Origin of the sequence: Sinorhizobium sp. 8-89 (genome assembly GCF_030124325.1) — a bacterium.
Taxonomy (GTDB): domain Bacteria; phylum Pseudomonadota; class Alphaproteobacteria; order Rhizobiales; family Rhizobiaceae; genus Sinorhizobium.
In genome coordinates, this window is record NZ_JASKLR010000004.1 from 408,158 (window position 1) to 431,680 (window position 23,523).

27 protein-coding genes are annotated in these 23,523 nt (G+C 61.5%); 7 read left to right on the plus strand and 20 right to left on the minus strand.

The genetic code is table 11. The features are described from left to right. Positions 1-4: 4 nt before the first annotated feature. From QN219_RS11965 to QN219_RS11980, 4 genes are all read right to left on the minus strand, one after another. Positions 5-361, minus strand: a complete 357-nt coding sequence (locus QN219_RS11965) for a pilus assembly protein (protein ID WP_283999959.1) — start codon at positions 359-361, stop codon at positions 5-7. Further along, positions 327-1,823 carry a type II and III secretion system protein family protein gene (locus QN219_RS11970; RefSeq protein WP_283999883.1) on the minus strand — a complete coding sequence of 499 codons (1,497 nt, stop codon included), beginning with the start codon at positions 1,821-1,823 and terminating at the stop codon, positions 327-329. The genes QN219_RS11965 and QN219_RS11970 overlap by 35 nt, the downstream gene beginning before the upstream one ends. Before the next feature lie 72 nt (positions 1,824-1,895). After that, positions 1,896-2,897, minus strand: a complete 1,002-nt coding sequence (gene cpaB / locus QN219_RS11975; protein WP_283999885.1) for a Flp pilus assembly protein CpaB — start codon at positions 2,895-2,897, stop codon at positions 1,896-1,898. A gap of 93 nt (positions 2,898-2,990) precedes the next feature. Next, complete coding sequence (locus QN219_RS11980) at positions 2,991-3,179, minus strand: hypothetical protein (protein ID WP_283999886.1); 189 nt, start codon at positions 3,177-3,179, stop codon at positions 2,991-2,993. Between the two features lie 322 nt (positions 3,180-3,501). Between QN219_RS11980 and QN219_RS11985 the strand changes: the two genes are divergently transcribed. The 3 genes from QN219_RS11985 to QN219_RS11995 all read left to right on the plus strand — a co-directional run bounded on the left by QN219_RS11985 (position 3,502) and on the right by QN219_RS11995 (position 8,209). Beyond that, positions 3,502-4,023 (plus strand): prepilin peptidase, encoded by a 522-nt coding sequence (locus QN219_RS11985; protein ID WP_283999888.1) that lies wholly within the window; start codon positions 3,502-3,504, stop codon positions 4,021-4,023. A 337-nt stretch (positions 4,024-4,360) separates the two neighbouring features. Continuing rightward, entirely contained in the window at positions 4,361-6,922 is a 2,562-nt protein-coding gene (locus tag QN219_RS11990) for an FAD-dependent oxidoreductase (RefSeq protein WP_283999889.1), read from the plus strand. A 453-nt stretch (positions 6,923-7,375) separates the two neighbouring features. Further along, positions 7,376-8,209: a cytochrome c gene (locus tag QN219_RS11995; protein ID WP_283999960.1), complete on the plus strand. Its 834-nt coding sequence runs from the start codon at positions 7,376-7,378 to the stop codon at positions 8,207-8,209. A gap of 2 nt (positions 8,210-8,211) precedes the next feature. On the opposite strand, the gene QN219_RS12000 is transcribed toward QN219_RS11995, so the two are convergent. The 10 genes from QN219_RS12000 to QN219_RS12045 form a co-directional block, all read right to left on the minus strand. Further along, the gene (locus QN219_RS12000; RefSeq protein WP_405052131.1) at positions 8,212-8,565 is read right to left on the minus strand and encodes a c-type cytochrome; all 354 of its coding nucleotides are present in this window, start codon (positions 8,563-8,565) and stop codon (positions 8,212-8,214) included. Positions 8,566-8,602: 37 nt separating this feature from the next. Continuing rightward, positions 8,603-9,496, minus strand: a complete 894-nt coding sequence (locus QN219_RS12005; protein WP_283999891.1) for a cytochrome c oxidase assembly protein — start codon at positions 9,494-9,496, stop codon at positions 8,603-8,605. Further along, positions 9,484-9,795: a hypothetical protein gene (locus QN219_RS12010; protein ID WP_283999892.1), complete on the minus strand. Its 312-nt coding sequence runs from the start codon at positions 9,793-9,795 to the stop codon at positions 9,484-9,486. Before QN219_RS12010 ends, QN219_RS12005 begins: the two co-directional genes overlap by 13 nt. Next, the gene (locus tag QN219_RS12015; protein WP_283999893.1) at positions 9,792-10,394 is read right to left on the minus strand and encodes a cytochrome c oxidase subunit 3; all 603 of its coding nucleotides are present in this window, start codon (positions 10,392-10,394) and stop codon (positions 9,792-9,794) included. Before QN219_RS12015 ends, QN219_RS12010 begins: the two co-directional genes overlap by 4 nt. Next, on the minus strand, positions 10,391-12,304 hold the full coding sequence (gene ctaD, locus QN219_RS12020; RefSeq protein ID WP_283999894.1) for a cytochrome c oxidase subunit I: 1,914 nt from the start codon (positions 12,302-12,304) through the stop codon (positions 10,391-10,393). Before ctaD ends, QN219_RS12015 begins: the two co-directional genes overlap by 4 nt. Then, positions 12,301-13,287, minus strand: a complete 987-nt coding sequence (gene coxB / locus QN219_RS12025; RefSeq protein ID WP_283999895.1) for a cytochrome c oxidase subunit II — start codon at positions 13,285-13,287, stop codon at positions 12,301-12,303. The genes ctaD and coxB overlap by 4 nt, the downstream gene beginning before the upstream one ends. Next, complete coding sequence (locus QN219_RS12030) at positions 13,284-13,892, minus strand: cytochrome c (protein ID WP_283999896.1); 609 nt, start codon at positions 13,890-13,892, stop codon at positions 13,284-13,286. The genes coxB and QN219_RS12030 overlap by 4 nt, the downstream gene beginning before the upstream one ends. A gap of 300 nt (positions 13,893-14,192) precedes the next feature. After that, a complete protein-coding gene (locus QN219_RS12035; protein WP_283999961.1) occupies positions 14,193-14,366 on the minus strand; it encodes a DUF1328 domain-containing protein in 174 nt (57 codons plus the stop codon). A gap of 58 nt (positions 14,367-14,424) precedes the next feature. Beyond that, entirely contained in the window at positions 14,425-14,568 is a 144-nt protein-coding gene (locus QN219_RS12040; protein WP_283999897.1) for a hypothetical protein, read from the minus strand. 195 nt (positions 14,569-14,763) lie between these two features. After that, positions 14,764-15,087, minus strand: a complete 324-nt coding sequence (locus QN219_RS12045) for a hypothetical protein (RefSeq protein ID WP_283999898.1) — start codon at positions 15,085-15,087, stop codon at positions 14,764-14,766. Positions 15,088-15,269: 182 nt separating this feature from the next. Between QN219_RS12045 and QN219_RS12050 the strand changes: the two genes are divergently transcribed. Further along, complete coding sequence (locus QN219_RS12050) at positions 15,270-15,776, plus strand: ferritin-like domain-containing protein (RefSeq protein ID WP_173508944.1); 507 nt, start codon at positions 15,270-15,272, stop codon at positions 15,774-15,776. 122 nt (positions 15,777-15,898) lie between these two features. Next, positions 15,899-16,072 carry a hypothetical protein gene (locus tag QN219_RS12055; RefSeq protein WP_173508943.1) on the plus strand — a complete coding sequence of 58 codons (174 nt, stop codon included), beginning with the start codon at positions 15,899-15,901 and terminating at the stop codon, positions 16,070-16,072. A 61-nt stretch (positions 16,073-16,133) separates the two neighbouring features. Here QN219_RS12055 and QN219_RS33965 read toward each other — a convergent pair whose 3' ends face one another. Further along, positions 16,134-17,402, minus strand: coding sequence for a cytochrome P450 (locus QN219_RS33965; RefSeq protein WP_283999899.1), 1,269 nt, complete (start codon positions 17,400-17,402; stop codon positions 16,134-16,136). A gap of 140 nt (positions 17,403-17,542) precedes the next feature. On the opposite strand from QN219_RS33965, the gene QN219_RS12065 reads away from it, so the two are divergent. Together QN219_RS12065 and QN219_RS12070 are read left to right on the plus strand one after the other, a co-directional pair. Beyond that, a complete protein-coding gene (locus QN219_RS12065; RefSeq protein WP_283999900.1) occupies positions 17,543-17,878 on the plus strand; it encodes a hypothetical protein in 336 nt (111 codons plus the stop codon). A gap of 84 nt (positions 17,879-17,962) precedes the next feature. Beyond that, positions 17,963-18,154 carry a hypothetical protein gene (locus QN219_RS12070; RefSeq protein ID WP_283999901.1) on the plus strand — a complete coding sequence of 64 codons (192 nt, stop codon included), beginning with the start codon at positions 17,963-17,965 and terminating at the stop codon, positions 18,152-18,154. 200 nt (positions 18,155-18,354) lie between these two features. On the opposite strand, the gene QN219_RS12075 is transcribed toward QN219_RS12070, so the two are convergent. From QN219_RS12075 to QN219_RS12095, 5 genes are read right to left on the minus strand one after another with little or no spacing between them, the layout of a single operon-like run. Beyond that, a complete protein-coding gene (locus tag QN219_RS12075) occupies positions 18,355-19,125 on the minus strand; it encodes a TIGR04290 family methyltransferase (protein ID WP_283999903.1) in 771 nt (256 codons plus the stop codon). Positions 19,126-19,127: 2 nt separating this feature from the next. Further along, positions 19,128-20,168 (minus strand): SDR family oxidoreductase, encoded by a 1,041-nt coding sequence (locus tag QN219_RS12080; protein ID WP_283999904.1) that lies wholly within the window; start codon positions 20,166-20,168, stop codon positions 19,128-19,130. A gap of 20 nt (positions 20,169-20,188) precedes the next feature. Further along, positions 20,189-21,307, minus strand: a complete 1,119-nt coding sequence (locus QN219_RS12085) for a glycosyltransferase (RefSeq protein ID WP_283999906.1) — start codon at positions 21,305-21,307, stop codon at positions 20,189-20,191. Further along, complete coding sequence (locus tag QN219_RS12090) at positions 21,304-22,392, minus strand: glycosyltransferase (protein WP_283999907.1); 1,089 nt, start codon at positions 22,390-22,392, stop codon at positions 21,304-21,306. The genes QN219_RS12085 and QN219_RS12090 overlap by 4 nt, the downstream gene beginning before the upstream one ends. Further along, positions 22,389-23,522, minus strand: a complete 1,134-nt coding sequence (locus QN219_RS12095; RefSeq protein ID WP_283999908.1) for a glycosyltransferase — start codon at positions 23,520-23,522, stop codon at positions 22,389-22,391. Before QN219_RS12095 ends, QN219_RS12090 begins: the two co-directional genes overlap by 4 nt. Between the last annotated feature and the right edge of the window lies 1 nt (position 23,523).

The window sequence follows — 23,523 nt, forward strand, 5'->3', positions numbered from 1 at the left end:
CGCGTCATTGCCCGCTTCCCGCTCCGCCGCCGGATGCCGCTCCGTTCGTTCCCGCAGGCGGCGTGGCCATGGGCAGGATCACCGCGGCCGGCGGCGGCGCGCTGGTCGGCGCACTGCCCTGATAGCTGCGGATCGCCCGATGGATCACCTTGCCGTCGCTAGCGATCTGCGTGTTCTGCGCCACCCTCGGGAAAGGCTCCTGTATGTGAATGCCCTTGTTGGCTTCGGCGGCATTGCCAAGCCCGAAGGTGATCGAGTCGCGATGGTTCATGTAGTCGGCGCAGCCTGAGAGAAGGCTTGCGGCGGCGACGATCAGGAAGGCGCGCTTATCTCTTGGCAACGGCAAGTTGGCCTCCCACATCAAGATCGAGACGGTGGCCATAGGGCCCTTTCACGCCTTCGCCATTGCGGAAGCGCCGCAGCATGTCCTTGTCCACTTCCATGATGCCCAGCGCGAACAGCTCCCAATCGTTCGACGACCGCGTCTGCTCGAGCGGGCTGTAGAGATCCTCGCCGGGCGAGGCCGGCCGCACAATGTGCGGCGTCACGACGATGACGAGGTCGGATTCCCGCTTCAGGAAGCTCGTCGAGCGGAACAGCGCACCAAGAACCGGAATCTGCCCAAGCCCTGGCAATTGCTGGATATCTTTGGCATTAATCGACTGCAGGAGGCCGGCCATGGCGAAACTCTGGCCGTCGCGCAGTGCGACCGTCGTCCTCGCAGCGCGCGAGATGAAGCCGGGATTACCGTTGACGTTGATCGATTGATCGATTTCGGAGACTTCCGGCTCGATCCTCAGATTGATGAGCCCGCCGTCGAGCACCACCGGCGTGAAGGTGAGTCGCACGCCGAATGGGCGGTAATCAGTCTCGGTGGCGACCGTCGCGCCGTTCGCGACCGTCCTCTGGATCGGCACCTCGCCACCGGCATGGAAGCTCGCGGTCTCGCCGCTCATGGCGATCAGGTTCGGCTGCGCCAGGCGGCGCACCAGCCCCTTCTCCTCAAGCGCATTGATGACCACGTCGATGCGCGTCCCGGAAATCTCCAGCACCTTGGCGATGATCTGGCCGAAGGGCTGCATGCCCGTCGCGGCTCCCGCAGCATCCTTGAGATCGAATACCAGCTGATCTTTATCGTTCGTGGTCAAACCCAGCCGGGGCGACAAGGACCCGAGGCTGCCGTTCTTGCCGTTGCTGCCAGCCCAACCGATGCCAAGGTCGCGGCCGGTCTGGCGCGAGGCCTCGATCACCCGAACCTCCAGCATCACCTGTTGGGAATCGCTCACCCGCAACTGGTTCAGGACTGGCTCTTCGGAATAGGACTGGGCGATTTCCATCACCCGCTGCAGTTCGACCGCATCGCGGACCGTACCCGTCAAGCGAATGCGATCGTTGGAATTGAAGACCCGTACCTGCGCCGAAGGCGCGGTCGAGCGGATGGCGGCCGCCACTTCGCTGAAATCGCTGGCAACGCGCACATCGATGACGCCGATAAGCTGCTTGTTGTCGTCATAGACCGAGATATTGGTGGCGCCCGGCTGCTTGCCACGGATGAAGAGCGACTGGTCGGAGAGTGGCACGACGTCGATCAGATCGGCGCTGCCGATTACCAGATCGCCGAAGGGCTTGCCGGTCCTGATCGTCAGCGTATCGTTCGGCGGCAACGTTACGTGCTGGACCGAACCTGTAAGGCTCACGAATTTTTCCTGGGCACTGGCGGGACCGACCGGACTGGGGCCCCAGCAACCATATGCAATCACTGCCGCGACTGTCGCCGCAAGGGTTACGGCTCTCGCCGCCCCCCTATTCCTTCCCCTCGACATTCCCGCTTTAGCCTCCGCTCCTCGTTCGGCCGCCACGCCTGCGGGCAAGCCGTATACCCCGCCGCATCCCCGTCACTGGACCAGCCCGACGCGGTGCTCCTCGCGCTTCGTCGTGTTCCAGACGCCCACCGTCGCCCACTTCGGCTCGACCGGCAAGACCGGCTCGGCTTTTCGCTCGACAATCTGCACCTGTTTCTCGCGGGCGGGCGTCTTCATCTTGTTTTCGACCGAGTCGATGCGGCCACTGAGGTCGTCCCCGACCTTCCGCACCAGTCGCTCGATCACGTCGAATCGCCCGTCGTCGGCGTCGTTGGCGAGTTCGGTTGCCAATGGACCGCCGCCGAGATCAGTCATGGTCAGCCTTCGCGTCTCCTCGACGGAAGCCGAAGCAATGTTCCGCAGCGCCAACGACAGCGTGCCGATATTCGCGCCAAGAGTGAGCCGCTGCGCCTCTTCGGTCGTCACCTCGAAGGTGACCGTCTTGACGACGGAAGGCTCGTCCTTACGCTCATCCGCCGTCTGGTCCACCGCCAACACCTTTACCCCTTGGAGCAGCACATCGACAAAAGTCTCTTCCTTGTTCCGCTCCTGGTTCTGAACTACCCGCGTCAGAAGCACATCGACGCGATCCGAGGGGCGCACGAAACCAGCAACGCCGAGTACGTCGTTGACTCTGATGGAAACGGCCTTCATGCCCGGGTCGAGCGCCGCAGACAGTGTCGCCCGCTCGCCAGCGCCGGTGATTTTCGAGGAGAGCACCGGCTCACCCGGATCGATCGCCTCCATGGCGTAGCGCGGCTCGGTATCATCGCCGACGACCGCCGCAATGGCATCGAACGAACCTTCGGGTCGTTCTCCTGACGGCCAGGGAATGGTTTTAAGGTTTTCCGGACGCACCCGGTCGCCGAAGCGCATGGGCTTCGCAGCAACGACGAGTGTCCTTTCCTCGGGCTTCGTGCCATTGGCGGCCGCAAGCCGGGCCTGCTGATCGGCGAGATAGGTGCGCGTCGCGAAAACCGCCACAAAGGCAAGTAAAAGAGCGACAACGAGACTGATGACCGTCGACGAGCGCATCGCCGATACTCCACACTTAATCGAAATACTTTTCGATAATTGCTAAAATACAAGAGAGGGGTTAATGAACCCCTCCCTTCTGCAATAATCACGTTACGGAGTCAGGTTCGCCGTAAACCAGCCGGCCCAACCGTTCCAAACCGTGCTCAGGTTCGTCCCGGCCAAGGTCACCGCGGTGATCACGCCGCCGACCAGCAAGGCCAGAAGAATCAGGTATTCGGTCAGCGCCACGCCATCTTCTTCCCGCGCGAAAGCGCGTACTTTAGACAAAAGTGCTTTCATCGAGAATTACCTCCAAAAATATATTGCGTGCCGCAATTTCCCCCGGCCCGCCTTGTCATCGAGACCACCTCTCCGACTGATATGATTAATAATCCCTTAATTATTATATCGTCAACTGCTCAAACGTGGTTGCTTTCAAGATCTATAGTTTATGGTTAAGATAGAAACTGGCAAGCGGCTGGAATATTTCGGCCCTCATCTGCCGCAATGCGACACACGGAAATATTTCTTGATGTTTTTCTAGCCCGAAAGACTTAGGAAAAACTGCAAGTCAAGCACCTTTTTTGGTGGGATAGCTCGAAGAAGGAAGCGGAAGAGAAATATGATGCAGACAGTCAACTTATTTACTGCTCTTGCAGTATTGCTTTTCCTCTATGTCGCCTGGAGCGATTTCCGAAGCTGGAAAATCCCGAATGCCGCCATTCTCGCCGTGGTCGCCCTTTATTCCGTCAATGCCGCAGTGGCGCTGCTGATGGCCGACGATATCGGGGCGGCGCTGTTTTCCTCCGCAGGGATCGGCTGCGATCTCGGCGCCGGCCTCCTGCTCTTTGCCCTCGGATTCGGCCTCTGGCTCTTCGGCCTTTTCGGCGCCGGTGACGCCAAGCTTTTCCTGCCGATCGGCCTCTTCGTCGGATGGCACGGCATGCTGCCCTTTGCGATCTTCCTCTTGATCGGCGGCGTCTTCACAATGCTGGCGCTGAAATTGCCGTTGCCGCTGCAACTGGCGCATCTGTCCTTTTTCACGCGCATCGAGGAAATCCGCGCAACACGCAAGATTCCTTACGGCGTGATCATGGTCTTCGCCACGATCGCCGCCCTCGCCCTGCGCTCCGGCAAGGTGTGATCGAGCGATCGTCAATCATTTGGCCGACGCCAACCGTCCGGATTGCTGTCTGCCCGCCTTGCACCGGCGGGGCGGCCACCACCGCACCGACGCAGACGTCGCGTTTGATGGCGCATTCGAACCTTGCATGATTCCCCTACGGTTCGGAGCGCATTTCGGTGCTCCTCGGTGTTTTTCTCACGATATCAGTGAGATGCCAGCCCCGATATTCATGCTGCACCGGTCCGCGGACTATCCCGTTCTGGTCGTGCAGCATGATGATTATGTCGTAGACAGGCTGTAGTCGTGGCGCCGCAAGCCCTAATATCCGGCTTCCAAACTAACTAGGGTCGCACTCATGGCAGAGTTTCCGCAAAAGGCGAAGGTCGTAATCATCGGGCTTGGTGGTATCGTTGGTGCGTCGATCGCGCATCACCTGATCGAGCGTGGATGGGACGATATCGTCGGCATCGACAAATCCGGCATCCCGACCGATATCGGCTCGACGGCGCACGCCTCCGATTTCTGTTACACCACCAGCCATGACTTCCTGTCCTGCTGGACGACCCTCTACTCCATCGACTTCTACGAGAAGATGGGCCACTACGCCCGCGTCGGCGGCCTCGAAGTCGCACGCGTCGGTGACGACGGCCGCATGGAAGAGATCAAGCGCAAGGTGGCCTCCGGCAAGGCCTTCGGCACCCGCGCACGCCTGATCGAGCCGGCGGAGATCAAGGAGAGATTTCCGCTGATCGAGGAAAGCATGGTGCAGGGCGGGCTCTGGGATCCGGACGCCGGTCTCGTCATTCCGCGCTCGCAGACGGTTGCGGGCAAGCTGGTCGACCAGGCTGTCACCGCCGGCAAGCTCCAGGCCTTCGCCAACACGCCCGCCCAGTCGCTCATCATCAAGGACGGTCGCATCAAGGGCGTGGTCACCCATCGCGGCACGATCGAGGCCGACTACGTCATCGTCTGCGCCGGTCTCTGGGGCCGCCTGATCGCGGAAATGGTGGGCGAAGACCTGCCGGTCATGCCGGTCGACCATCCGCTCACCTTCTTCGGCCCCTATAACGAATTCGAGGGCACCGGCAAGGAAATCGGCTGGCCGCTTCTGCGCGACCAGGGCAACTCCGCCTACATGCGCGATACCGGCGATCCGAAGACCGCCGAAGGCGGCCAGATCGAGTGGGGCTATTACGAGGAGACGAATCCGCGGCTCTGCCATCCGCGCGAGCTTCTCGAAAAGCATGAAGCCCGCCTTTCGCCTTCGCAGCGCGACCTGGAAATGGAACAGATCCTGGAGCCCTTGGAGCGGGCGATGGAGCTGACCCCGATCCTCGGCGAACTCGGCTACAATGAAAGCCACTCGTTCAACGGTCTGCTCCAGGTGACGACGGATGGCGGACCCTCGGTCGGCGAAAGCCAGAAGGTCAGGGGCCTGTGGTACTGCGTCGCGATCTGGGTGAAGGACGGCCCCGGCTTCGGCAAGCTCGTTGCCGACTGGATGACGGACGGACGCACCTCGATCGACCACAACAAGATCGATTATTCGCGCTTCTACCCGCACATGCTTGAGGAGAAGTTCATCGAAGGCCGCTGCGGCGAGGCCGCGCGGAAGATCTACAATCCGGCGGTCCATCCGCGCGAACCCTATGACACCGGCCGCGACGTGCGCCGCTCGCCCTTCTGGGAGCGCGAGAAGGAGCTCGGCGGCTACTTCATGGAGCTCGGCGGCTGGGAGCGCGCCCACGGCTACGCCGCAAACGAACACCTGCTGGAAAAATATGGCAACCGCATCCCGGTGCGCGAAAACGAGTGGGACAACCGTCATTTCTGGCGCGTTTCCAATGCCGAACACCTCGCCATGAGCGAGGATTGCGGCATGGTGAACCTGTCGCACTTCTATATGTTCGATGTCGAAGGTCCTGATCACGTCGAGCTGATGGAATGGATCTGCGCGGCGAAGATCGGTGGCGACGCCAATATCGGCAAGGGCATCTATACCCACTTCCTCGACGACGAGGGCATGGTGCGCGCCGATCTCACCGTCATCCGCATGGCCGACCGCTGCCGTGTCATCGACGGCGCCGACGCCGGCCCGCGCGACTTCCACTATGTGCGCCGGATTGCCGAGGACAAGGGCTTCAACGTGACGGTGACCGACGTCACCGAGAAATACGTGACGATCGGCCTTTGGGGACCGAATGCACGCACGACCTTGCAGAAGGTCGTCGAGAACCCCGAGGGCCTGGCGCCGGAGAACTTCCCCTTCGCCGCGATCAAGCCGATCCGGATCGCCGACAAGGATGTGACCGCATTCCGCATCTCCTATGTCGGCGAACAGGGCTGGGAACTGCACATGGCCTATGGCGATGCGCTCGCGGTCTGGGACGCGCTCCGGGCAACCGGCGTGATGGCCTTCGGCGTCGAGACCTATGCCAATAGCCGCCGCATGGAGAAAAGCCTGCGCCTGCAGAATGCGGATCTGCTGACCGAATACAACCTCTTGGAAGCCGACCTCGCCCGCCCGAAGGTCAAGGAGGCCGATTTCCGCGGCAAGGCCAAGCATCTCGAGCACCGCGCCCGCCCGCATCAGCCGGCGATGCTCTGCACGCTCCTCATGACGGACAATGTCGATTCCAAGGGCGTCGCCCGCTATCCGGTCGGCATCCTTCCGGTCATGGATCCGGAGACCGGCGAGACGCTCGTCGATCAACTCGGCCGCCGGTCGTTCACGACCTCGATCGCCTACGGTCCGACGATCGGCAAGAACATCGCGCTCGCCTATCTGCCCTGGTCCTATTGCCAGGTCGGCCGCAAGCTCAAGGTGGAATATTTCGGCGAAACCTATCCCGTCGAAGTCGCCGGCGTCGGCTACAAGCCGCTCTATGACCCGGAAAACCTCAAGCCCCGGACCTGATCTTTCCGCCCTCGCGGCAGACACATTCCAAGGGATCTGACAAGCGTGCCCGCTCTCGACCGAGCGGGCATGCTTTTTCGCGCGATGTCGAGTACTTGGCGAGCGAGGACGAACGAACGCCGCTGCAACGCGAACAAACCTGGTCAGGAGAGCGTTTCCATTCGAGCTTGCAGGCCAAGCCGGCACGCGACACGTGAGGACGACGAACCACGAGCACTTATTTGCCCCATGGGCAGCAACACGTCCGATCCGCTCCCAGTGTTCGATCGCCCAGGAATGCAGCCGAAGGTCATCGAGTAGTCGCTGATGGAGACCGGACGTTCCCTTCCCGAGGCCGCCCGCAGCCGACCTGCTTCTTTGTGGGCCGGCCTGACGGGACTTGTCTTCAACTGGCCGCTGGCGGTGGCTGTTGCGGTGATGGCGTTCGCGGTCTGCGCGTGCTGGTTCCTGACAATGCCAGCCCCGAAGTTCGATTCCAGTTCGGCCTTGAGCGACGGCAGCGCGTCGCGTGGCGCGATCATCTTTGCCGCGGGCGGTTGCGCCTCCTGCCATGCCACACCGGGACAGCCGGATCATCGGAAACTCGGCGGCGGCCTCGCGCTCGCATCGCCCTTCGGAACGTTCAGGGTGCCCAATATCTCGCCCGATCCAGTCGACGGCGTAGGGTCATGGTCGGTCGCCGACTTGGCAAACGCTTTGATCAGCGGCGTCTCTCCGGAAGGCAGGCATTATTATCCGGCGTTTCCCTATCCCAGCTACACCGGCATGACGCTCGACGACGTCAGGGACCTTTATTCATACCTCCAGACGCTGCCGCGCGTTTCCGGCCGTGCACCGCCACACGATCTCTTCGTCTTCTTCCGCGTCCGCCGCGGCGTCGGCTTTTGGAAGCTCCTGTTCTTTCACGAAGGCAAATCGGAGGCAGTCCTGAACAGGGACGCCCTTCACAATCGTGGAGCCTACCTCGTCGAAGCTCTCGCGCATTGCGCCGACTGTCACTCGACGCGCAATATCTTCGGCGCGGTCAAGCCGGCCGCTCGCTTTGCCGGAGGACCGGATCAAGAGGGCACCGGTTTCGTCCCCAACATAACGCCGGAGCGGATCGGCCACTGGTCCGAGGGGGAGCTCGCCGAAATGTTGAAGAGCGGCAGGACGCCCGATCATCGACGAGTGGGATCAACGATGATCGACGTCGTTGCCAACATGTCGCAACTGCCGCCAAGCGATCGAACGGCGATCGCCAGGTACATCAAGGCATTGCCGCCTCGTCCAACACCGCATCCTTGAGGTCACTGCGCATAAAGATAGGCCGCGAGATGCCTCGCCTCCGGCTCGGTGATCCCCGTCGCCGGCATGGCAGAACGCTCCGAAAACCGCTGCGGGGAGACGATCCAGTTTATGAGGTTATCCGCCGTATTCTCGACGACGCCGCCGAGATAGACGCGCTCGCGTAGGTCGACGAGCGGACCGCCGACCTTGCCATCGGCACCGGGTACGCCGGGAATGACGTGGCATCCGCCGCAGCCATACCTACGAAAGATCGGCGGCGCTTGGGATGGATCGCCCTGGGTCATTGCCACCGCCACGGAGCGCCGTTGCTGCCGCTCCTTGACGACACTGGCGGCAACCACGATCAAGGGCAGCACGACGATGATCGCCAGGAGCAAGGGAGCTTTAAGGTCAGCGGAAGCGGCTTGCACGGAGCCCTCCTCTGCTCGAATTTGAGATCCAGAGCGCCAGCAGCACCAATGCCGCTCCGCCGTAAACGATACCGCCGGGCATCCACATCAACATGCCGGCCAGTTGCTGATCCTCGAGTTGCGTCAGGCCCCATTCCGGCGCAGTCTGCGTCTGGACTGGATAGACGACGCGCGGCGCAAGCGCGATCAGGGCGCCGAGGGCGCTGGTGTGCAACATGGTGAGGAAAAGATGCCACGCCGCCACGCCCCGGTCGCTCCGCCAAAGCATCGACCACCAGAACAGAAGCGCCGTCATGAAGAAACTGAGATGCTGCAATCGGTGAAGCGTCACATCCTCTAGGGTTGCATCGAACAGCACCGGAGCGTGCCAGGCCCAAATCGCTGCCCCATGCAACAGCGTGGCGACGGCTCCGCGGGTGAGCCAATCCCATGCGGCCTGGACGACCTCTTCCTTCATCGCCCGCCTGATCAGGCGCCGGATCGTTCTCGGCAACCCCCAAAACAGCACGCCCACCGGCCGCGCGAGAACGAAAAGAGGTGCTGACACCGCCATGACGAGTTCATGTTCGATCATGTGCAGCGCGAAGAGATGCTCGCCAATGAAATGCAGAGGCGAAACCAGCGCCGCCACGAGCACCAGCCATCCGGCCCACCAGACCAGACCGGAACTGGCAGTGAAGCCGCGGCCGCTCCCTGAGCGCCGCCGCCACAGCCTGAAGGAGCCAAACGCGTAGAGCAGTCCTGCAACGACGATCGGCGTAACGACCCAACGATCGAAGCTCCAGACGAACGTGGAGGCATGCGGCTGCGTCTCGTGGGCCGCAGCCGCCCCCGCCGCAAGGAACAACACCAACGCGGCAACTATCGTAGGCATGGGTCGAGCAGCATCGTAGCCGCTCCCTGGAGGAGAAGGACGAAGGCGAAGGCGAGACCGACAAGCACGTTCAGCCTGGCGATGAACAGCTTTGTTCGCGGCTCGCCTTGAGCGAAACGGCGATGGGGAACAAGCGCGCCGGCAAGTGCCAGGGTCGCAGCGCCGAACGAGGCGACAACCGACCATGAAGTCCCTGCGCCGCAATCGACATAGGGCAGTATCTGAGCAAGCTCGGTGTTGATCGCCCATGCGCCGGGCGCCAGAAGCAATCCTGCGTATTTCGCGATCCCGATGCTCATAGGCGGGGCACCCAGTAGATACAGACATAGAGAGGAAGCCACGCGACGATCACGAAGTTCCAATAGAGGGCATTGTCTTCGACATCGCCGTAGCGGCGCGTGTTGTCGCCGTGCCGGCTGAACATCAGGCAGGTCAGGACGAGCGTATCGATGAGGTCGGTAATGATGTGGGTGGTATGGAGCCCCAGCAGCGTCCACACGATCGAGCCGTAGGCGTTTTCATCCCAGCTGACATGCATGGCAGGAAATTCGAAGATGCGGAGCGCAAGCGGCGCCGCCGCCAGGAGCGACATCACGATCAGCCCGATACGGACCTTCGCAAGCGCCCTCGCCTTCGCCCAACGGGACACGAGGATATTCGGAACGATGCTTGCCAGAAGGAGCGCCGTGAGCACGGTTCCGGCGAAAAGATCCGGAGACGGCGCATCGATCGGCCACTTTGGAGCGAGGCTGAACAGATAGAAATAAATGGCAATCGCCAGGGCAAAACCGCTGCCTTCGATGAGCATGAAAGCGCAGGTTCCCCACCAGGCTGGGCTGGCGATGCCCATGTCATGCATGGGAAGTTTCGATACGTCCAGCACCACCCTTTCCTTCATGACGTGTCCTCCACCGTGCCCTTCGGCCAGAACCAGCCAATCAGGGTCACAGCGATGGGGATCGACCCCCACACGACCGCCCACGGCGTGAAAATCGAACCGATCAGCATGAGCGAAGTGGCGATCGCCGCCCAGAACGGCCAAATCGAATCTCGTGGCGACGATTCCCGCGCTTCCGGCAGGGCCTCGACCACGCTGCTTACGATGAGTTCCCGCCGATCGACCTGCAGCCCCTTCGTCACGGCGAGTCCCTCGGAGCGAGACCAAAGAGGCTCGCGGGCTTCGACGACGGGAATCCTGCGAAAGTTATAGGCCGGAGGTGGCGAGGCCGTCGCCCATTCCAGCGTCCCCGCGCTCCAGGGGTCTGGTCCCGCTGGTTTGCCTGATCGCCAGCTGCGGAGAGCATCGATGAAGAAGATGACGAAACCGGAAACCAAGACGAGCGCGCTCAGGCTGATGAAGAGGTTCAGCCCTGCCCACGGCAGCTCCGGCTGATACGTGTAGACGCGGCGCGGCATCCCTTGGAGGCCGAGGATGTGCATCGGGAAGAAAGTCAGGTTGAAACCCAGGAAAATGAGGCCGAATGCCCATCGGCCAAGCGTTTCACTCATCATCCGGCCCGTCATTTTCGGAAACCAGTAGTAGATGGCACCGAGCAGCGGAAAGACGGCACCGCCGACGAGCACATAGTGAAAGTGAGCCACCACGAAATATGTGTCATGGACCTGCGCATCGAATGGCACGGATGCGACCATGACTCCGGTCAGGCCGCCGATCACAAACGTGACGATGAAGCCGATCACGAACAGGAGCGGCGTCGTGAATACCGGCCGGCCCAGCCACAAGGTCGCCAGCCAGCAGAAGATCTGGATTCCCGCCGGCACGGCGATCGCCATGCTCGACGCCGTGAAGAAACTCTCGCCGAGCCGCGGCAGACCGACCACGAACATGTGGTGCACCCAGAGGCCGAAGGCCAAAATGCCGGTGGCGATGAAAGCCATCACCAGCGGCAGATAGCCGAATATGGGGCGGCGTGAGAACGTGGCGACGATCGTCGAAACCATGCCCGCTGCCGGAAGAAATATGATGTAGACCTCAGGATGGCCGAAGAACCAGAACACGTGCTGCCAGAGCAACGCGTCGCCCCCTTCGGCCGGATTGTAAAATTGCGTTTCGACGAGGCGATCGAGGATCAGCGTTGAACTGGCGAACATGATCGCCGGCATCGCCATGATCACGATGAAGGCCATGACGAGCATGGACCACACCAGCAGGGGGATGCGGTCGAGCGACATGCCGGGAGCGCGCTGTTTGAACACCGTCACGACGATCTCGACCGCCACCGCGAGTGCCGACAGCTCCGTGAAGGTGATCATCTGCGCCCAGATGTCGGCGCGCTTGCCGGGACCATACTCCGGCCCGGACAGCGGCACATAGGCGAACCATCCGACGTCGGGTGCGGCATCGAGCGCGAAGGAAATCCACAGGAGCAGGCCGCCGATCAATATGATCCAGTAGGAAAAGGCATTCAGCCGCGGGAAGGCAATATTGCGGGTACCGACCATGAGCGGCACGAGGTAGATGGCCATGGCTTCCATCACCGGGACCGCGAACAGGAACATCATGGTGCTCCCGTGGGTGGTGAATATCTGGTTGTATCGGTCAGGATCGAGAAACCGCGCCTCCGGCCACGCGAGCTGAATACGCATCGCGACCGCCAGCAGCCCCCCTAGAATGAGAAAGACGAAAGCGGTCACGATGTAGCGCCGCGCAATGACCTTGTGGTCGACCGTCGCCAGCGCACCCCAGAAGCCGGGCGACGCACTCCAGGTTTGCGACAGATGCCGTTCGAGCACGGAATCGTCCAATCCATCATCCGTCAGCGGCGGCCGCTTCCGGTCCTCAATCATTTAAGGACCTCCATATAGGCGGCAAGCTGCCGTAACTCGTCGCTTGTAAGAGGAACCAGCGGCATGTTGTTTCCGGGCTTCAGCTTCTGGGGATCGGCGATCCATGCGGCAAGAGAGCCACGGGTGTTTTCGAGCAGTCCCGCTGCGATGGTGCGGCGGCTGCCGATATGGGTCAGGTCCGGCCCGGTCGTTCCCGACGCTCCGGTGCCGCGTATCGTGTGGCATGCCGCGCATTGCCTGGCCATGAATACGGCTTTACCCGCGACCGCCTCCGCCTCGCTTGGATCCACGCTCATTCTGCGTTGTCCCTCGGCCCATCGCTCGTAGTCGGCCACCCCTTCGGCGATCACGAAAAGGGCCATGTGGCTATGTTGCAGACCACAGAACTCGGCGCACTGGCCGCGATAGACGCCCGGTCGCTCCGCGCGGAGCGTTAGGATGTTCTCGCGGCCCGGGATGAGATCCTGCTTGCCGGCGAGGCTTGGCACCCAGAAGGAATGAATGACGTCGCCGCTTTCGAGCCGCAGCCGCACGTCTTTCCCGATCGGGATGTGGAGCTCGTTGGCCGTTACGAAGGTTTCGGTGGAACGCGGATCGACATAGGTGAATTGCCACCACCATTGCTGCGCCCTGACAACGATCGTCAGCTCCGGATCCTCAGCCTCGGAGAGCGCACGGGTGGTATGAAAGCTGGCGATCGTCAGCCCACTGACGACGAGGACGGTGGCACCGACCGCCCCGGAAACGACGACGGTCGCTTTCCGCTCCGAAATCGCATCGCTCTCTCGAATGCGCCGACGGGCAAGCGCCGAAACCAATGCGATCATCACGAGGAACCACACCGCGGAACAGACAAGCACGATCGCAAGAATCAATTCCTTGAGCGCAATCGCGGCGTGACCATTGGCGTTCAGGACCGACTGGGCGCCGCTGCATCCCGAGATCAGGAACGCGAGCAGGAGAAGGATCGAGTTGCATTTCAAGACGGCGGCCCTCGCTCCGACGGCGAAGGTGCCGGTTCTTCGTTGAAGAGAATGGCGGCCGGTGCCCGGTTCTCCGCCGGTCGGGTATGCTTGTCGTCGTTTCTGCTCGGAGCCGCCAAGGAAGCCGAATAGGCGCCCATCGTCCGGACATAGCCCGCAAGCTGCCAGATCTGATCCGTTGTCATCTTGCTACGAAAAGCCGGCATTCCATGCGGGCGCCCGTTTCGAATGGAGGCTGCTATCGCGACCGTCGACGGCCCGTATAACCACCATCCGTCCAGCAATGACGGACCCGCGCCGCCTCGACCGTCGCCGTGACAGTTAGCGCATCCGAACCAGGAATAGAGCCGCTTGCCCTGGCTCAGATCATACGCGCTCGTTTCATACGGCTTGTCGAGCGCGAAATAGACCTCGGGAGGCGCACCGCCGATGCCGGTCGGCATCAGGCGCAAATCGTCAAGGGCGGCGGCTACGGGAGGATCTATCCGATACTGCCGCGGCTGACGTTCCAATCCGACGAGAGTCGCGATACCAGCAAGCGCGACGGAGAATAAGGCAATGGCCAACGGCTGAGCAACGCCACCCCTGAGAACCTTGCCCGGCATCATTTAAGCTCCAGACCACTAGCCCTTACAGCGCCGCGCATCCAATCAGACGCGCAAGCGCTGTAGAACTTTGAATTTCTCCATGATTTTGCCCCTAAATCGATTCCGATCTAAGGAATCATGCAGTACCAACGGGCACCTCGTTGGACCGGCGGAGGTGTACCGGCAAGAGCTTGCGAGACGGCGCTTTTGCCTCGGCATCAGACGGGGCTGATTGCTCCAGGGCAAGAACGCGGTCGCTTCCGGATAATACGCGCCGCAAAGCCCTTTTGGAATGTCACGCCGTCAGCCGAGCTGGCGCTAGGTGACCGCACCCCCGACCATCAGCGCCAGAATAAGGAACACGAGGAAGATCAAGACGGCGATATAAAACAATATCTTGGCGATGCCTGCCGTCGCCTCGGAAATGCCGGAGAAGCCGAGGAAGCCAGCTACCAACGAGATCACGAAGAAAATAAGAGCCCACTTCAGCATCGCCACCACCTTCTGTTCTCCTGATTAAAAGATATCGCGGCGATCGCCGCATCAGCGGCTACTTTCCTCGGCGCGGATCCTTGCCCGCCGCCTGGCTGCTTTTCTTGACGTCGTCCTTTTTCCCTTGATCGCCGCCGCGATTTCCGCCGTGCGTGCCCTTTGAACTCTTGGCCGCCTTTCCATCCTTCAGGTTTGTGGCCATGTCGCCCTCCTCGTAAGAATTAACGTTCTGCGCACAACGCAACCGAGAAATGCGGATAAAGTTCCGAGCGAGTGCTTTGCGACGCCGTCGGTCCGTCCAGCCCGGAGCTCGTTTCCCCCGGGGCGGCAATTGGGTGGTTGTTAGCGAAGGCACGGCAAATTCCCGGCGCAGGCACCCGTCAGCGGCCGCATATGCTCAGAGCTGCGTCGAAATGATGTTGTCGAGTCTCACCTTGCCGCCGATCACTCCGCGTTTTGCATCCGGCGGTGCCGGCCCCTCCTCGATCACGGTGTAGAGCTTCTCGCTGCGGAAGGCACTCGCCATGTCCGTCGTCACACCTTCAGCAGGTTTCGCGTCGATCTCGCGAAAGTCGAGTTCTGCCTGCGAGGCAACGATACGGGCGTCGCCGCTCGTTCTTGCAACCACGATCAATTCGCCTTGATACGTGGCGTTCTGCCAGTTCGGATCGTCAGGTTTCGCCAGTGGCGACAGCCGATATATTTTCAGTTCTTCCTGCATGATTGCCTCAACAGATGGCGCCGCGTCGAACGACTGGCCGCGGTTTGCTGCATCCAATCGCCATGGATCGGTATTGTTCCGATTCAAGGCGGCCGGCGTTCAGCCCAACTCCCCCGTTTCGATGCCGGAACATTTCCAGAGGTCACCGGTTGGAGCACCACCGAAAACGAAAGGAACCCGTGATGGCGAACGCGACCGACCACTTGCAGGCCTGGCTCAGGGATGCGCATGCAATGGAAGAACAGGCAATCACGATGCTCACCAGCCAATCCCGACGGTTGGAAAACTATCCTGAGCTCAAATCCAGGATCGACTCTCACCTGCAGGAGACTCGCGATCAGGCCGCGATGCTCGAACAATGTCTTGAGCGACTGAATGGCGGAACGTCGACAGTCAAGGATATCGGCGGCAAGATCATTGCCCTCGGGCAGGGTTTGAGCGGCCTTTTTGTCGAAGACGAGGTGGTGAAGGGTTCACTAGCCAGCTACACGTTCGAGCACATGGAAATCGCAAGCTACAGGATTCTCATCGCTGCCGCCGACTACGCAGGCGATCAGGAAACGAAGCGGGTCTGCGAGATCATTCTGCAGCAGGAGGTTGCGATGGCTGAGTGGCTTGATCAGCACGCCGCGCAGATCACGCGCAGGTTCCTGGAACGCGACGAGCGCGACGTGACGGCCAAACATTGATCGCGCCGCCCGTCGAGCCCCGTCTGCACGGCTCATTCCACTACGCGCACGCATCAAGCAGACAATCCGGCCTTGGAACCTTCGCTCGTCACATCGGTTGGCCTTATTGAGGAGGCGCAACAATGTTGATCGACTACCTTTGGCTATTGGTAACTGCAGGTGGGGCCTTCGCTCTTGGTGCCGCGCTCGCCTACGTGGTCATGCGGCAGAAGCCGCTTCCGCCTGCCGTCAAGGAAGCACAGGATCGGAAGGTCAGGAAGCTCTACGGAGAATCGCAGGAAGACAAGTCCCAGTGACCTGCTCGGTCGAGTTGCCGTTGAACTACCCGACACACCGGCGCGGGCCGCGGCTTTGCGGCTAAGCGGAGGAGCGCGGCCCTACCCGGTCCGGCCCTACTCGGATAGCCGGCACCGGAGAGGCCGGAATTGTGCTCAGCGGGACATCGGCGTTCACCGGCGTTATCCGGAGCGGAAGAATGCCGCAAAGCAGCTTCACGGTTTCTTTCAGGATTTCGACGGTTATCTTTTCGCCGGGACACCGATGGCTCGATTCCGGCTGGCCCCCGCCCTGCGGGATGAAGCGGAAGTCGAGGTCGCGCCAAGTGAGACCCCGCTCGGGGCTGAAATTCGTGGGCGACGGAAACAGTCTCGGATCATGCATCGTTCCGTAGAGGTCCAGCAGCAGCCAGCTGCCTTCTGGCAGTGAATAGCCTAGCCAATCTTGCCTCCGAGTCAGCCGCGCGCCGACGCATGGGAAGAAGGGATAGAGGCGCCGCACCTCCTCAACAAATCCTTCAATATCATCGTCCTGCCCTTGACCAAAGCGCTCCCGCCACTGCGAATTTCGAGCAAGCGCCAGACCGACGAAAGCAACCCATCGGCTGATGGCAGCGATCGGACGCAGGAGGTTGAGCATTTCGACAGCCGCCGCCTCCTCCGACAGAGGCCGCCCGTCGGCGTCCCGGTAGCTCAGGCTGATCCTCCTAAGCGCGCATCCCTCGGCCACCTCGAGCGATCCGTCGCGAAGCGCCGTCACGATCGTTACGAGCCAACGCTCGAGGCGGCGCCGTGAAACGAGGGCGAGCCATGCCGCTGGCCCCGGACGACCCGTACGATCGATCATCAGGGCAAGCCGCCGAGCAAGCTTCACGTCATCGCGCCGGCTTGGCGGAATGCCTATCCAATCTGCGGACGCCCTCGTGAGAATGAGATTCGCCGCTTCACGCAGATCGCAATCCTCTTTACGCCTCTCGAAATGAACGAGCCAGTGCTGCCGGAACCGCTCCACGAGGGCGGCGACGGCTGCGTCATCCATCGCAATGTCGATGAACATGGCCTTTCGCCGCCGATGCGCCTCTCCATCGAGCTGCTGAACGCTGTCCTTGTCCTGAAGCAGGCGCAGCACGGTCCACGGCATCGCACCGATACGCGTCACGCCGTCGGCGCCATAAAAGAGACGCGCCGCTTCCTCGCCGCGCATGCACACGACGGGACGGAGCATCAATCGGCTCTGGAAAATGTCCGTCCCGAGTTCGTCGCAGCGATTCGAGATGAACGCGTAGCCTTCGTGCAGCAGCGCCAGCGTACTGTCGAGCGATGATGTTTGCGGGATGGTGGTGGCTTTCACTTCCTGCCAGACTCCTTCAGTCGCCGAACTCGTCGGTGCTGCAGATGTTCCTCGATCTAACATTGGGACCGCATCGGGGTCGCCGTCGGGAACAAACGGAGTGCATGCCGGTTGTGCTGCTGCGGCAAAAAGGAGCGATCATGTCCAAGCTGCCAGAAAGCAATCCCGCGCAGGTGCGTGGCGATATACAGCGCGGGCGCACAGGCGACAAGAAGCGCGGCTTCGACCCTTCAGCGGCACCGTTGGAAACGGACGACGAGGCGGCGGGCACGCCTTTAACCACAGAGGCAACGGGAACTGCGAGAGCCGGGCAGCGCTCGGACGGGCAAGCCGACGCCTCCAACGAATACGGCGACGCGATGCGGCCTCTCTCGACCGCAGAGCCCCGCCGATCGCCGAAGTATCGTCTGGTCCTCTTGATGGCAGCCATTGTCGTCGTCGCCGGCGTGTTTGCTCTCGCTGTCGGCGCCGGGTGATCGTGACATCGAGCTTGGCCGCGCGGAGAAGATGCTCCCGTTGCCGCACAACCAGTTCTTGGAGGCAACCGAAGGAGTTTTCGAATGCCTGATCACCACGACGACAGAAGGAGTCCGCTATCCAGGCTGGCGGCACAGGAAGAAGCACTATACCTGCGCCGGTCATCGACGCGCTTCCTCGAGTGCGCCATTCACCTTTGCGTCACCCACATGACGCTCGGCGAAGTAGCCGACCTGCTTGAGCAGGAGGCAAAGCAGCTTCGGCAACACGGCTGACTGCGCTTTTCGAAGAGCCATTGACTGCTGCATGTTTTCTTAAATCGATTTAAGAATAAAAACATGCGGCAATTCAAGCGGCTACAGGACCCTTGTGCTGTAGCCGGTTTATCTCCCTGTCTCCTTGAAACAATGAATGATCTAACCCTTTGAAACTATGCGATTCCGGACGGAAAATCGCTACACACTTCCTGATTGCTCTACGATTCCATGGAAGCGCCGACGCGCGGAACGGGCTCATTCATGTACGGGCGCTGTCCTCGCCGGACGAGATAGACCTCCCGTTCGGGATTGGCTTCGATGACGAAGCCGGAACTGCGAAGCATCGCCTCCACCCCGGCCCTGTTCGGAATGAACCAGTTGGTGGGATCGTCGGCGAAGCGGTGTTCGACGAAGAACAATTTGGGGTAATCGGGCCGGTCGAAGACCTGCCATTCCCCAAAATCGTAGTCCGCTTCCACCGGCGCCGCCGAATTCGCGCCGCGCTGCATGCACTGGAAGAGCATCTCGTCGCCGACGACGTGCTCGTAAAGAAGATCCAGTGCCAACAGCGGGTAACGGAGATGGTAAAGAACACCCATGAAGAGGACGAGATCGAATTTCTCGCGGAGTTGTGCCACGTCGTAGACGGACATCAGCCTGAATTCGATGTCGATCCCGGTCTGTGTTGCCGCGAACTTCGCTTGCCGCAGATAGCGTGGGTCTGAATCGATGCCGAGCACGCGGCCGGCATTGCGGCGTTTCATTTCCTGCGAGTAGAACCCCGCATTACAGCCGATGTCGAGCACGCTTCTGCCTTCAAGGTCTTCCGGGACGACATGTCTGAAAGCCTTCCATTTGACCGCAGGATAGTCCCCGAGGAAATGGTCGGGCGATGTCTCGACGCCCTTGATCCGCATGTTGTGAAACCAGGGCCCCAGCGCAGCGATCTGATCCTCTATGGCCATGCAGTCTTGGGTCTGCTGAACCATGATCAAAGATCCTGAGAAAGGACTGGCTGTTGCGGGCGACGGCGAGAGCGACCTGGCCGACGCACGGTTCGCTGCTTCGCAAGCGCACTTTGGAACCAGGCTATGGTGTGCGACAGCCCATCCTGCAAGGGAACTTTCGGCTGCCAGTCGAGAAGCGCTCTGGCGCGCGCAATATCCGGGCGACGGCGCTGCGGATCGTCCGGCGGCAAGGGCGCATGGACGATCGTCGATGCGGTCGCGATCTTGGACAAGACCAGTTCGGCCAGTTCAATGACCGTAAACTCGCCTGGGTTGCCAAGGTTTACCGGCCCGCCGGGGTTCGGCTGGCGATTCATCAACCTGATCAATCCTTCGACGAGATCGGACACATAGCAGAACGAGCGCGTCTGTTCGCCGCTGCCATAAATCGTGAGCGGCTCGTTTCTCAAGGCCTGGACAATGAAGTTCGAGACGATCCGGCCGTCATTGGGCTGCATATACGGGCCGTATGTATTGAAGATGCGAGCAACCCGCACATCCACGTTTCCGGCCCTCAGACTGTCGAAGCACAGAGTCTCAGCGGCGCGCTTGCCTTCGTCGTAGCACGCTCGCGGTCCCGTGCAGTTGACATGACCCCAGTAGTCCTCCTGCTGCGGATGCTCCAACGGATCGCCGTAGATCTCGCTCGTGGACGCCTGAAGGAAGACGGCTCGGTGCCGCTCGGCAAGCCGTAGAAGGTTTCCGGTCCCGGTCACGCTGGTCATCATCGTATGGATCGGGTCGGCCTGATAGGACGGCGGTGAGGCGGGGCAAGCCAAGTTATAGACGCAGTCGATCGGTTCATCGATCTCGATTTCGTCGCAGACGTCCTGCTCGATCACCGTGAAGTAAGGATTGCCCTGCAGACTGCTCAGATTGGCAGGGGAACCGGTGAGATAGCTGTCGAGGCAGATCACCCGGTTGCCGGCGCTGAGAAGCGCTGAACAAAGATGGGAGCCGACAAAGCCGGCCCCGCCGGCGACCAGGATGATCTTTCCTCGACTTCCTCGGTTTCTTCTTGCCATGGGCCGTTCTCCTTTCGGTGTTAGACCGGAAACCTCCGCTCGGAGTGTCTCGTGGCGAGATTGGTCTTGGGCGCAACGCTTTCGATTGCTTCGACGAAGGCCCTGGCGCGGGGTGCCGCGCTGTGCGCGCTTGCGACGCGCTGATAAGCGCAATCGGCAAGCGCCTCGCACTGTCGGTCAGTGAGGTCCGTCAATGCTGTGACGACGTCGCCGCTGCCACGTGCGATGACAGCGGCCTCCCCGGGCGCAAAGAAGCTGTCGATGCCCTCCCACCAATCGCTGATCAACGGCGTGCGGCATGCGGCCGCCTCGAAGAGCCGGACGCTCGGCGACCAACCGGCCGCCACCATGTCGGTACGCGTCACGTTCAGAGTGAAACGCTGGCGGCTATAGAATTCGGCATGCTCGGAAGGCGGCAAGTGCTCGATGCGTGCTACGTTCTTCGGCCAACGGATGTCCGCAGGATAGCTCGGCCCCGCAACAACAAAGCGCATCTCGGGCAATCGCCGCGCCGCCTGCAACAGCAAGCGCTCGAGCGCGGGCTGTCTGTCTGGGCTGAAGGTACCGAGGTAGCCGAGGTCCCATTCCCTTGGCGCACCGGTGTTGCGATAGAGGTCCAGATCGACGGCGCAGTAGAGCGCCAGGGGTCGTCTCGCTCCAAACTCGCCTCGCAGCCGATCGAGCGTCCGTTCGCCGGAGAAGGAAAAATAGAGATCGAAGAGCGGAACCTGACGGCGGGCAAGATATTCCTCGTCGCCACGTTCGAGTTTGGCAAGTGTCACGGGCGTATCGATGTCGTAGAAACACAACCGCTTCGGGGCGAGGTCAACGACGATGTCGATGACTTCCACCCCGTCCGGCACATAGGAGCCGATGACGACGGCATCCGCCCCCGCCAGCGTGCCGGCATGCCGCACGAGCAACTCGTCGATGTCCTTGTAAAGGATGAGATTGCAGAAATCCGGCGCGATCATGTCGCGGTGGCGGGCGTACCACGGTACGTCCCGTTCCAGGAAGGTCACTTTGTGGCCGGCAGCGCGCACACCGCGAAGCAACGCCCGGAACGTCGTCGCATGGCCGTTGCCCCACGAGGAGGAAAGCGAGAGACCGAGGACGACGATGTCGAGCGGACGGTTCATTCGGCTGCCTCCACCTGGCGCGCCCGGCTCCGGAAAAGGCGGTCCACTTCCGCGGCACGATGCGCGTAGGTGTGTTCGCTGAGCACGCGACGGAGCGCCCACTCTCCGATCTCTTTCGCGCTCGCCTGTGTGAGATTGTCCATGAGTTCGACGACGTCCTGTCCGTCTCTGGCGACCAGCACTTCCTGTCCGGGCGTCAGGAAGAGTTCGATGCCTTCCCACGCGTCGGTGATCAGGCAGGCGCCTGCCCCGGCCGCCTCGAAAACGCGGGTTGCCGGCGAGAAGCCGTTCTCCGCCATGCTGGCGCGCGAAATGTTCAGGACTGCATTCGGCGTCGCGTTGAAGGCGTTGTGGTCGGCAGTCGGAACATGGCCGACATAGGCGACGTTTGCGGGCAGTGACTTGTCGTGCCAGCCGGCTCCGCCGAGCACGAACCGCCGCTGCCAGAGCTGGCGTGCCGGCTGCAGGAAGAAAGCTTCCATTCGCTCCTCCCGATCCGGCAGGCGGTTACCGAGGAAGGCGAGATCGGCGGCAAAGCGCCGATCCGCGGCCACGGGATGATGTGTCTCAGGGTCGACGGCATTGTAGATGGGAACGCATTCCCGGGCGCCGATGGCGCGATAGGACTCGACCACGGGATCGCCGCCGCCATAAGTCAAGATGAGATCCAGGGAAGGAAGCGTGCGCCGGAGAGGATGATCGGGTGCGGCTCTCAGCTCTGCAAGTGTTGCGGGGGCGTCGACATCCCAGAAGATCTTCAGCGCAGCGGGGTTTGCCGAGGCCATGACTTCAGCGAGCAGCAGATCGTCCTCGAAGCCTACGCCGCTCGCCTTGACAACAACGTCGGCGCTGGCGGCTTCCGTCGCGACGCGCTTCAACGCCGCGACTGTTCCCTGATAAACGACAACCCTGCACCAGTCCGGCACATCGATATCGCGGTGTTTCTGCCGGTCGTACACGTCCGGCTCATAGAAAGTGATTTCATACCCGCGCGCGGCAAGCGCTCGGAGCAATCCGCGATAATAGGTCGCCGCGCCGTTCCAATAGGCTGAAACGAGGCTCGATCCATAAAAAGCGATCCTCATATCGCGATCTCCTTGGAGGCAATGCGGCCGCCAGCAGCCTTCTTTGGCCTGTAGGAAGCAAGGATGCGAAGAAGCTCGTCGACGCGATGCCCGCACGTATGGCGTGCCTGGATCGTTGCCAATCCGGAGGCAGCCATTTCCTGCGCGAAGGCGGGCTCCGAGAGCACCTGGCGCAAAAGACGCTTCATCTCCTTGCCGTTCCTGGCGAAAAGGAAATCCGTGCCCGGGCGGAAAAGACCCTCGACGTCGTTCCATGGTGCCGAAATCAGCGGAATGCCGCAGGCAAGCGCTTCGAAAACCCGGATGGTCGGTATCCCCGGCAAGGCTTCGACGTAGGGACGTCGAGGAATGTGCACAGTCGCGCGATGCTCGGCGAAGGCGCGCGGTACGGCGGCATTTGCGAGCCAGCCGCCATAGACGATTCGCGACGCGCGCAGCGCCCGGAGGGCGGCATCGGGATATCTCACGCCCCGCACCGTCGCCGCAAGCTTCAGTTGTCGCGCGGGCTCGACGAAGAAGGACGTGATCTCGGCGCTGCGCTCGTCATCGCCCCAATTGCCGATCCAGACGAGATCGCCTCTCTTCTCGACATCCGCAATTGGATGGAACAACGAAGTGTCGGCGGCCTCGTGCCAGGTAAAGACGTGTCTGCCCCAGCCCGCGCCAAGATAGCGTTCGCGCAGAGCCTCGCCGAACGTCAGGACAAAATCGTAACCGGAAAGATCGAGGCGAGCGATGTCGCTCTTTGCCGTGACGGCGCGGTGATGGGTATCGTGGAAGGCGAGCGTGAAGCTGCCGCCTGCGCGACGAATGCGGCCGAGTTCGGCGACCAATGCCGGCTCGGTCCATTCATGCACTAGGACCAGGTCGGCCTCACTGATCGCTGCCTCGTGGTCGAAATCGGCATCGTAGATTTCGACGCGCAGCTCCGGAAAGTGCTTGCGGAAAGCTGCGATCGGTCCGACACCCTGATCCGCGATCAGGCTGAGGCGGCTCCAGGAATCGCGCGGTTCGAGCGCCACCGCATCGTGGCCGCGTCGCAGCAGGTCCCGCATGACGCCGCGCAGAAAATGGGCATTGCCGTGGTTCCAATCGGAAACAAGCGAATGGGTGTAGAAGAGAAATCGCATC

Bases quoted from the DNA above. Each gene is read 5' to 3' on its own strand.
- QN219_RS11965 (WP_283999959.1), bottom strand. From the start codon at position 361: ATGTGGGAGGCCAACTTGCCGTTGCCAAGAGATAAGCGCGCCTTCCTG.
- QN219_RS11970 (WP_283999883.1), bottom strand. From the start codon at position 1,823: ATGTCGAGGGGAAGGAATAGGGGGGCGGCGAGAGCCGTAACCCTTGCG.
- cpaB (WP_283999885.1), bottom strand. From the start codon at position 2,897: ATGCGCTCGTCGACGGTCATCAGTCTCGTTGTCGCTCTTTTACTTGCC.
- QN219_RS11980 (WP_283999886.1), bottom strand. From the start codon at position 3,179: ATGAAAGCACTTTTGTCTAAAGTACGCGCTTTCGCGCGGGAAGAAGAT.
- QN219_RS11985 (WP_283999888.1), top strand. From the start codon at position 3,502: ATGATGCAGACAGTCAACTTATTTACTGCTCTTGCAGTATTGCTTTTC.
- QN219_RS11990 (WP_283999889.1), top strand. From the start codon at position 4,361: ATGGCAGAGTTTCCGCAAAAGGCGAAGGTCGTAATCATCGGGCTTGGT.
- QN219_RS11995 (WP_283999960.1), top strand. From the start codon at position 7,376: ATGCCAGCCCCGAAGTTCGATTCCAGTTCGGCCTTGAGCGACGGCAGC.
- QN219_RS12005 (WP_283999891.1), bottom strand. From the start codon at position 9,496: ATGCCTACGATAGTTGCCGCGTTGGTGTTGTTCCTTGCGGCGGGGGCG.
- QN219_RS12010 (WP_283999892.1), bottom strand. From the start codon at position 9,795: ATGAGCATCGGGATCGCGAAATACGCAGGATTGCTTCTGGCGCCCGGC.
- QN219_RS12015 (WP_283999893.1), bottom strand. From the start codon at position 10,394: ATGAAGGAAAGGGTGGTGCTGGACGTATCGAAACTTCCCATGCATGAC.
- ctaD (WP_283999894.1), bottom strand. From the start codon at position 12,304: ATGATTGAGGACCGGAAGCGGCCGCCGCTGACGGATGATGGATTGGAC.
- QN219_RS12030 (WP_283999896.1), bottom strand. From the start codon at position 13,892: ATGCCGGGCAAGGTTCTCAGGGGTGGCGTTGCTCAGCCGTTGGCCATT.
- QN219_RS12035 (WP_283999961.1), bottom strand. From the start codon at position 14,366: ATGCTGAAGTGGGCTCTTATTTTCTTCGTGATCTCGTTGGTAGCTGGC.
- QN219_RS12040 (WP_283999897.1), bottom strand. From the start codon at position 14,568: ATGGCCACAAACCTGAAGGATGGAAAGGCGGCCAAGAGTTCAAAGGGC.
- QN219_RS12045 (WP_283999898.1), bottom strand. From the start codon at position 15,087: ATGCAGGAAGAACTGAAAATATATCGGCTGTCGCCACTGGCGAAACCT.
- QN219_RS12050 (WP_173508944.1), top strand. From the start codon at position 15,270: ATGGCGAACGCGACCGACCACTTGCAGGCCTGGCTCAGGGATGCGCAT.
- QN219_RS12055 (WP_173508943.1), top strand. From the start codon at position 15,899: ATGTTGATCGACTACCTTTGGCTATTGGTAACTGCAGGTGGGGCCTTC.
- QN219_RS12065 (WP_283999900.1), top strand. From the start codon at position 17,543: ATGTCCAAGCTGCCAGAAAGCAATCCCGCGCAGGTGCGTGGCGATATA.
- QN219_RS12070 (WP_283999901.1), top strand. From the start codon at position 17,963: ATGCCTGATCACCACGACGACAGAAGGAGTCCGCTATCCAGGCTGGCG.
- QN219_RS12075 (WP_283999903.1), bottom strand. From the start codon at position 19,125: ATGGTTCAGCAGACCCAAGACTGCATGGCCATAGAGGATCAGATCGCT.
- QN219_RS12080 (WP_283999904.1), bottom strand. From the start codon at position 20,168: ATGGCAAGAAGAAACCGAGGAAGTCGAGGAAAGATCATCCTGGTCGCC.
- QN219_RS12085 (WP_283999906.1), bottom strand. From the start codon at position 21,307: ATGAACCGTCCGCTCGACATCGTCGTCCTCGGTCTCTCGCTTTCCTCC.
- QN219_RS12090 (WP_283999907.1), bottom strand. From the start codon at position 22,392: ATGAGGATCGCTTTTTATGGATCGAGCCTCGTTTCAGCCTATTGGAAC.
- QN219_RS12095 (WP_283999908.1), bottom strand. From the start codon at position 23,522: ATGCGATTTCTCTTCTACACCCATTCGCTTGTTTCCGATTGGAACCAC.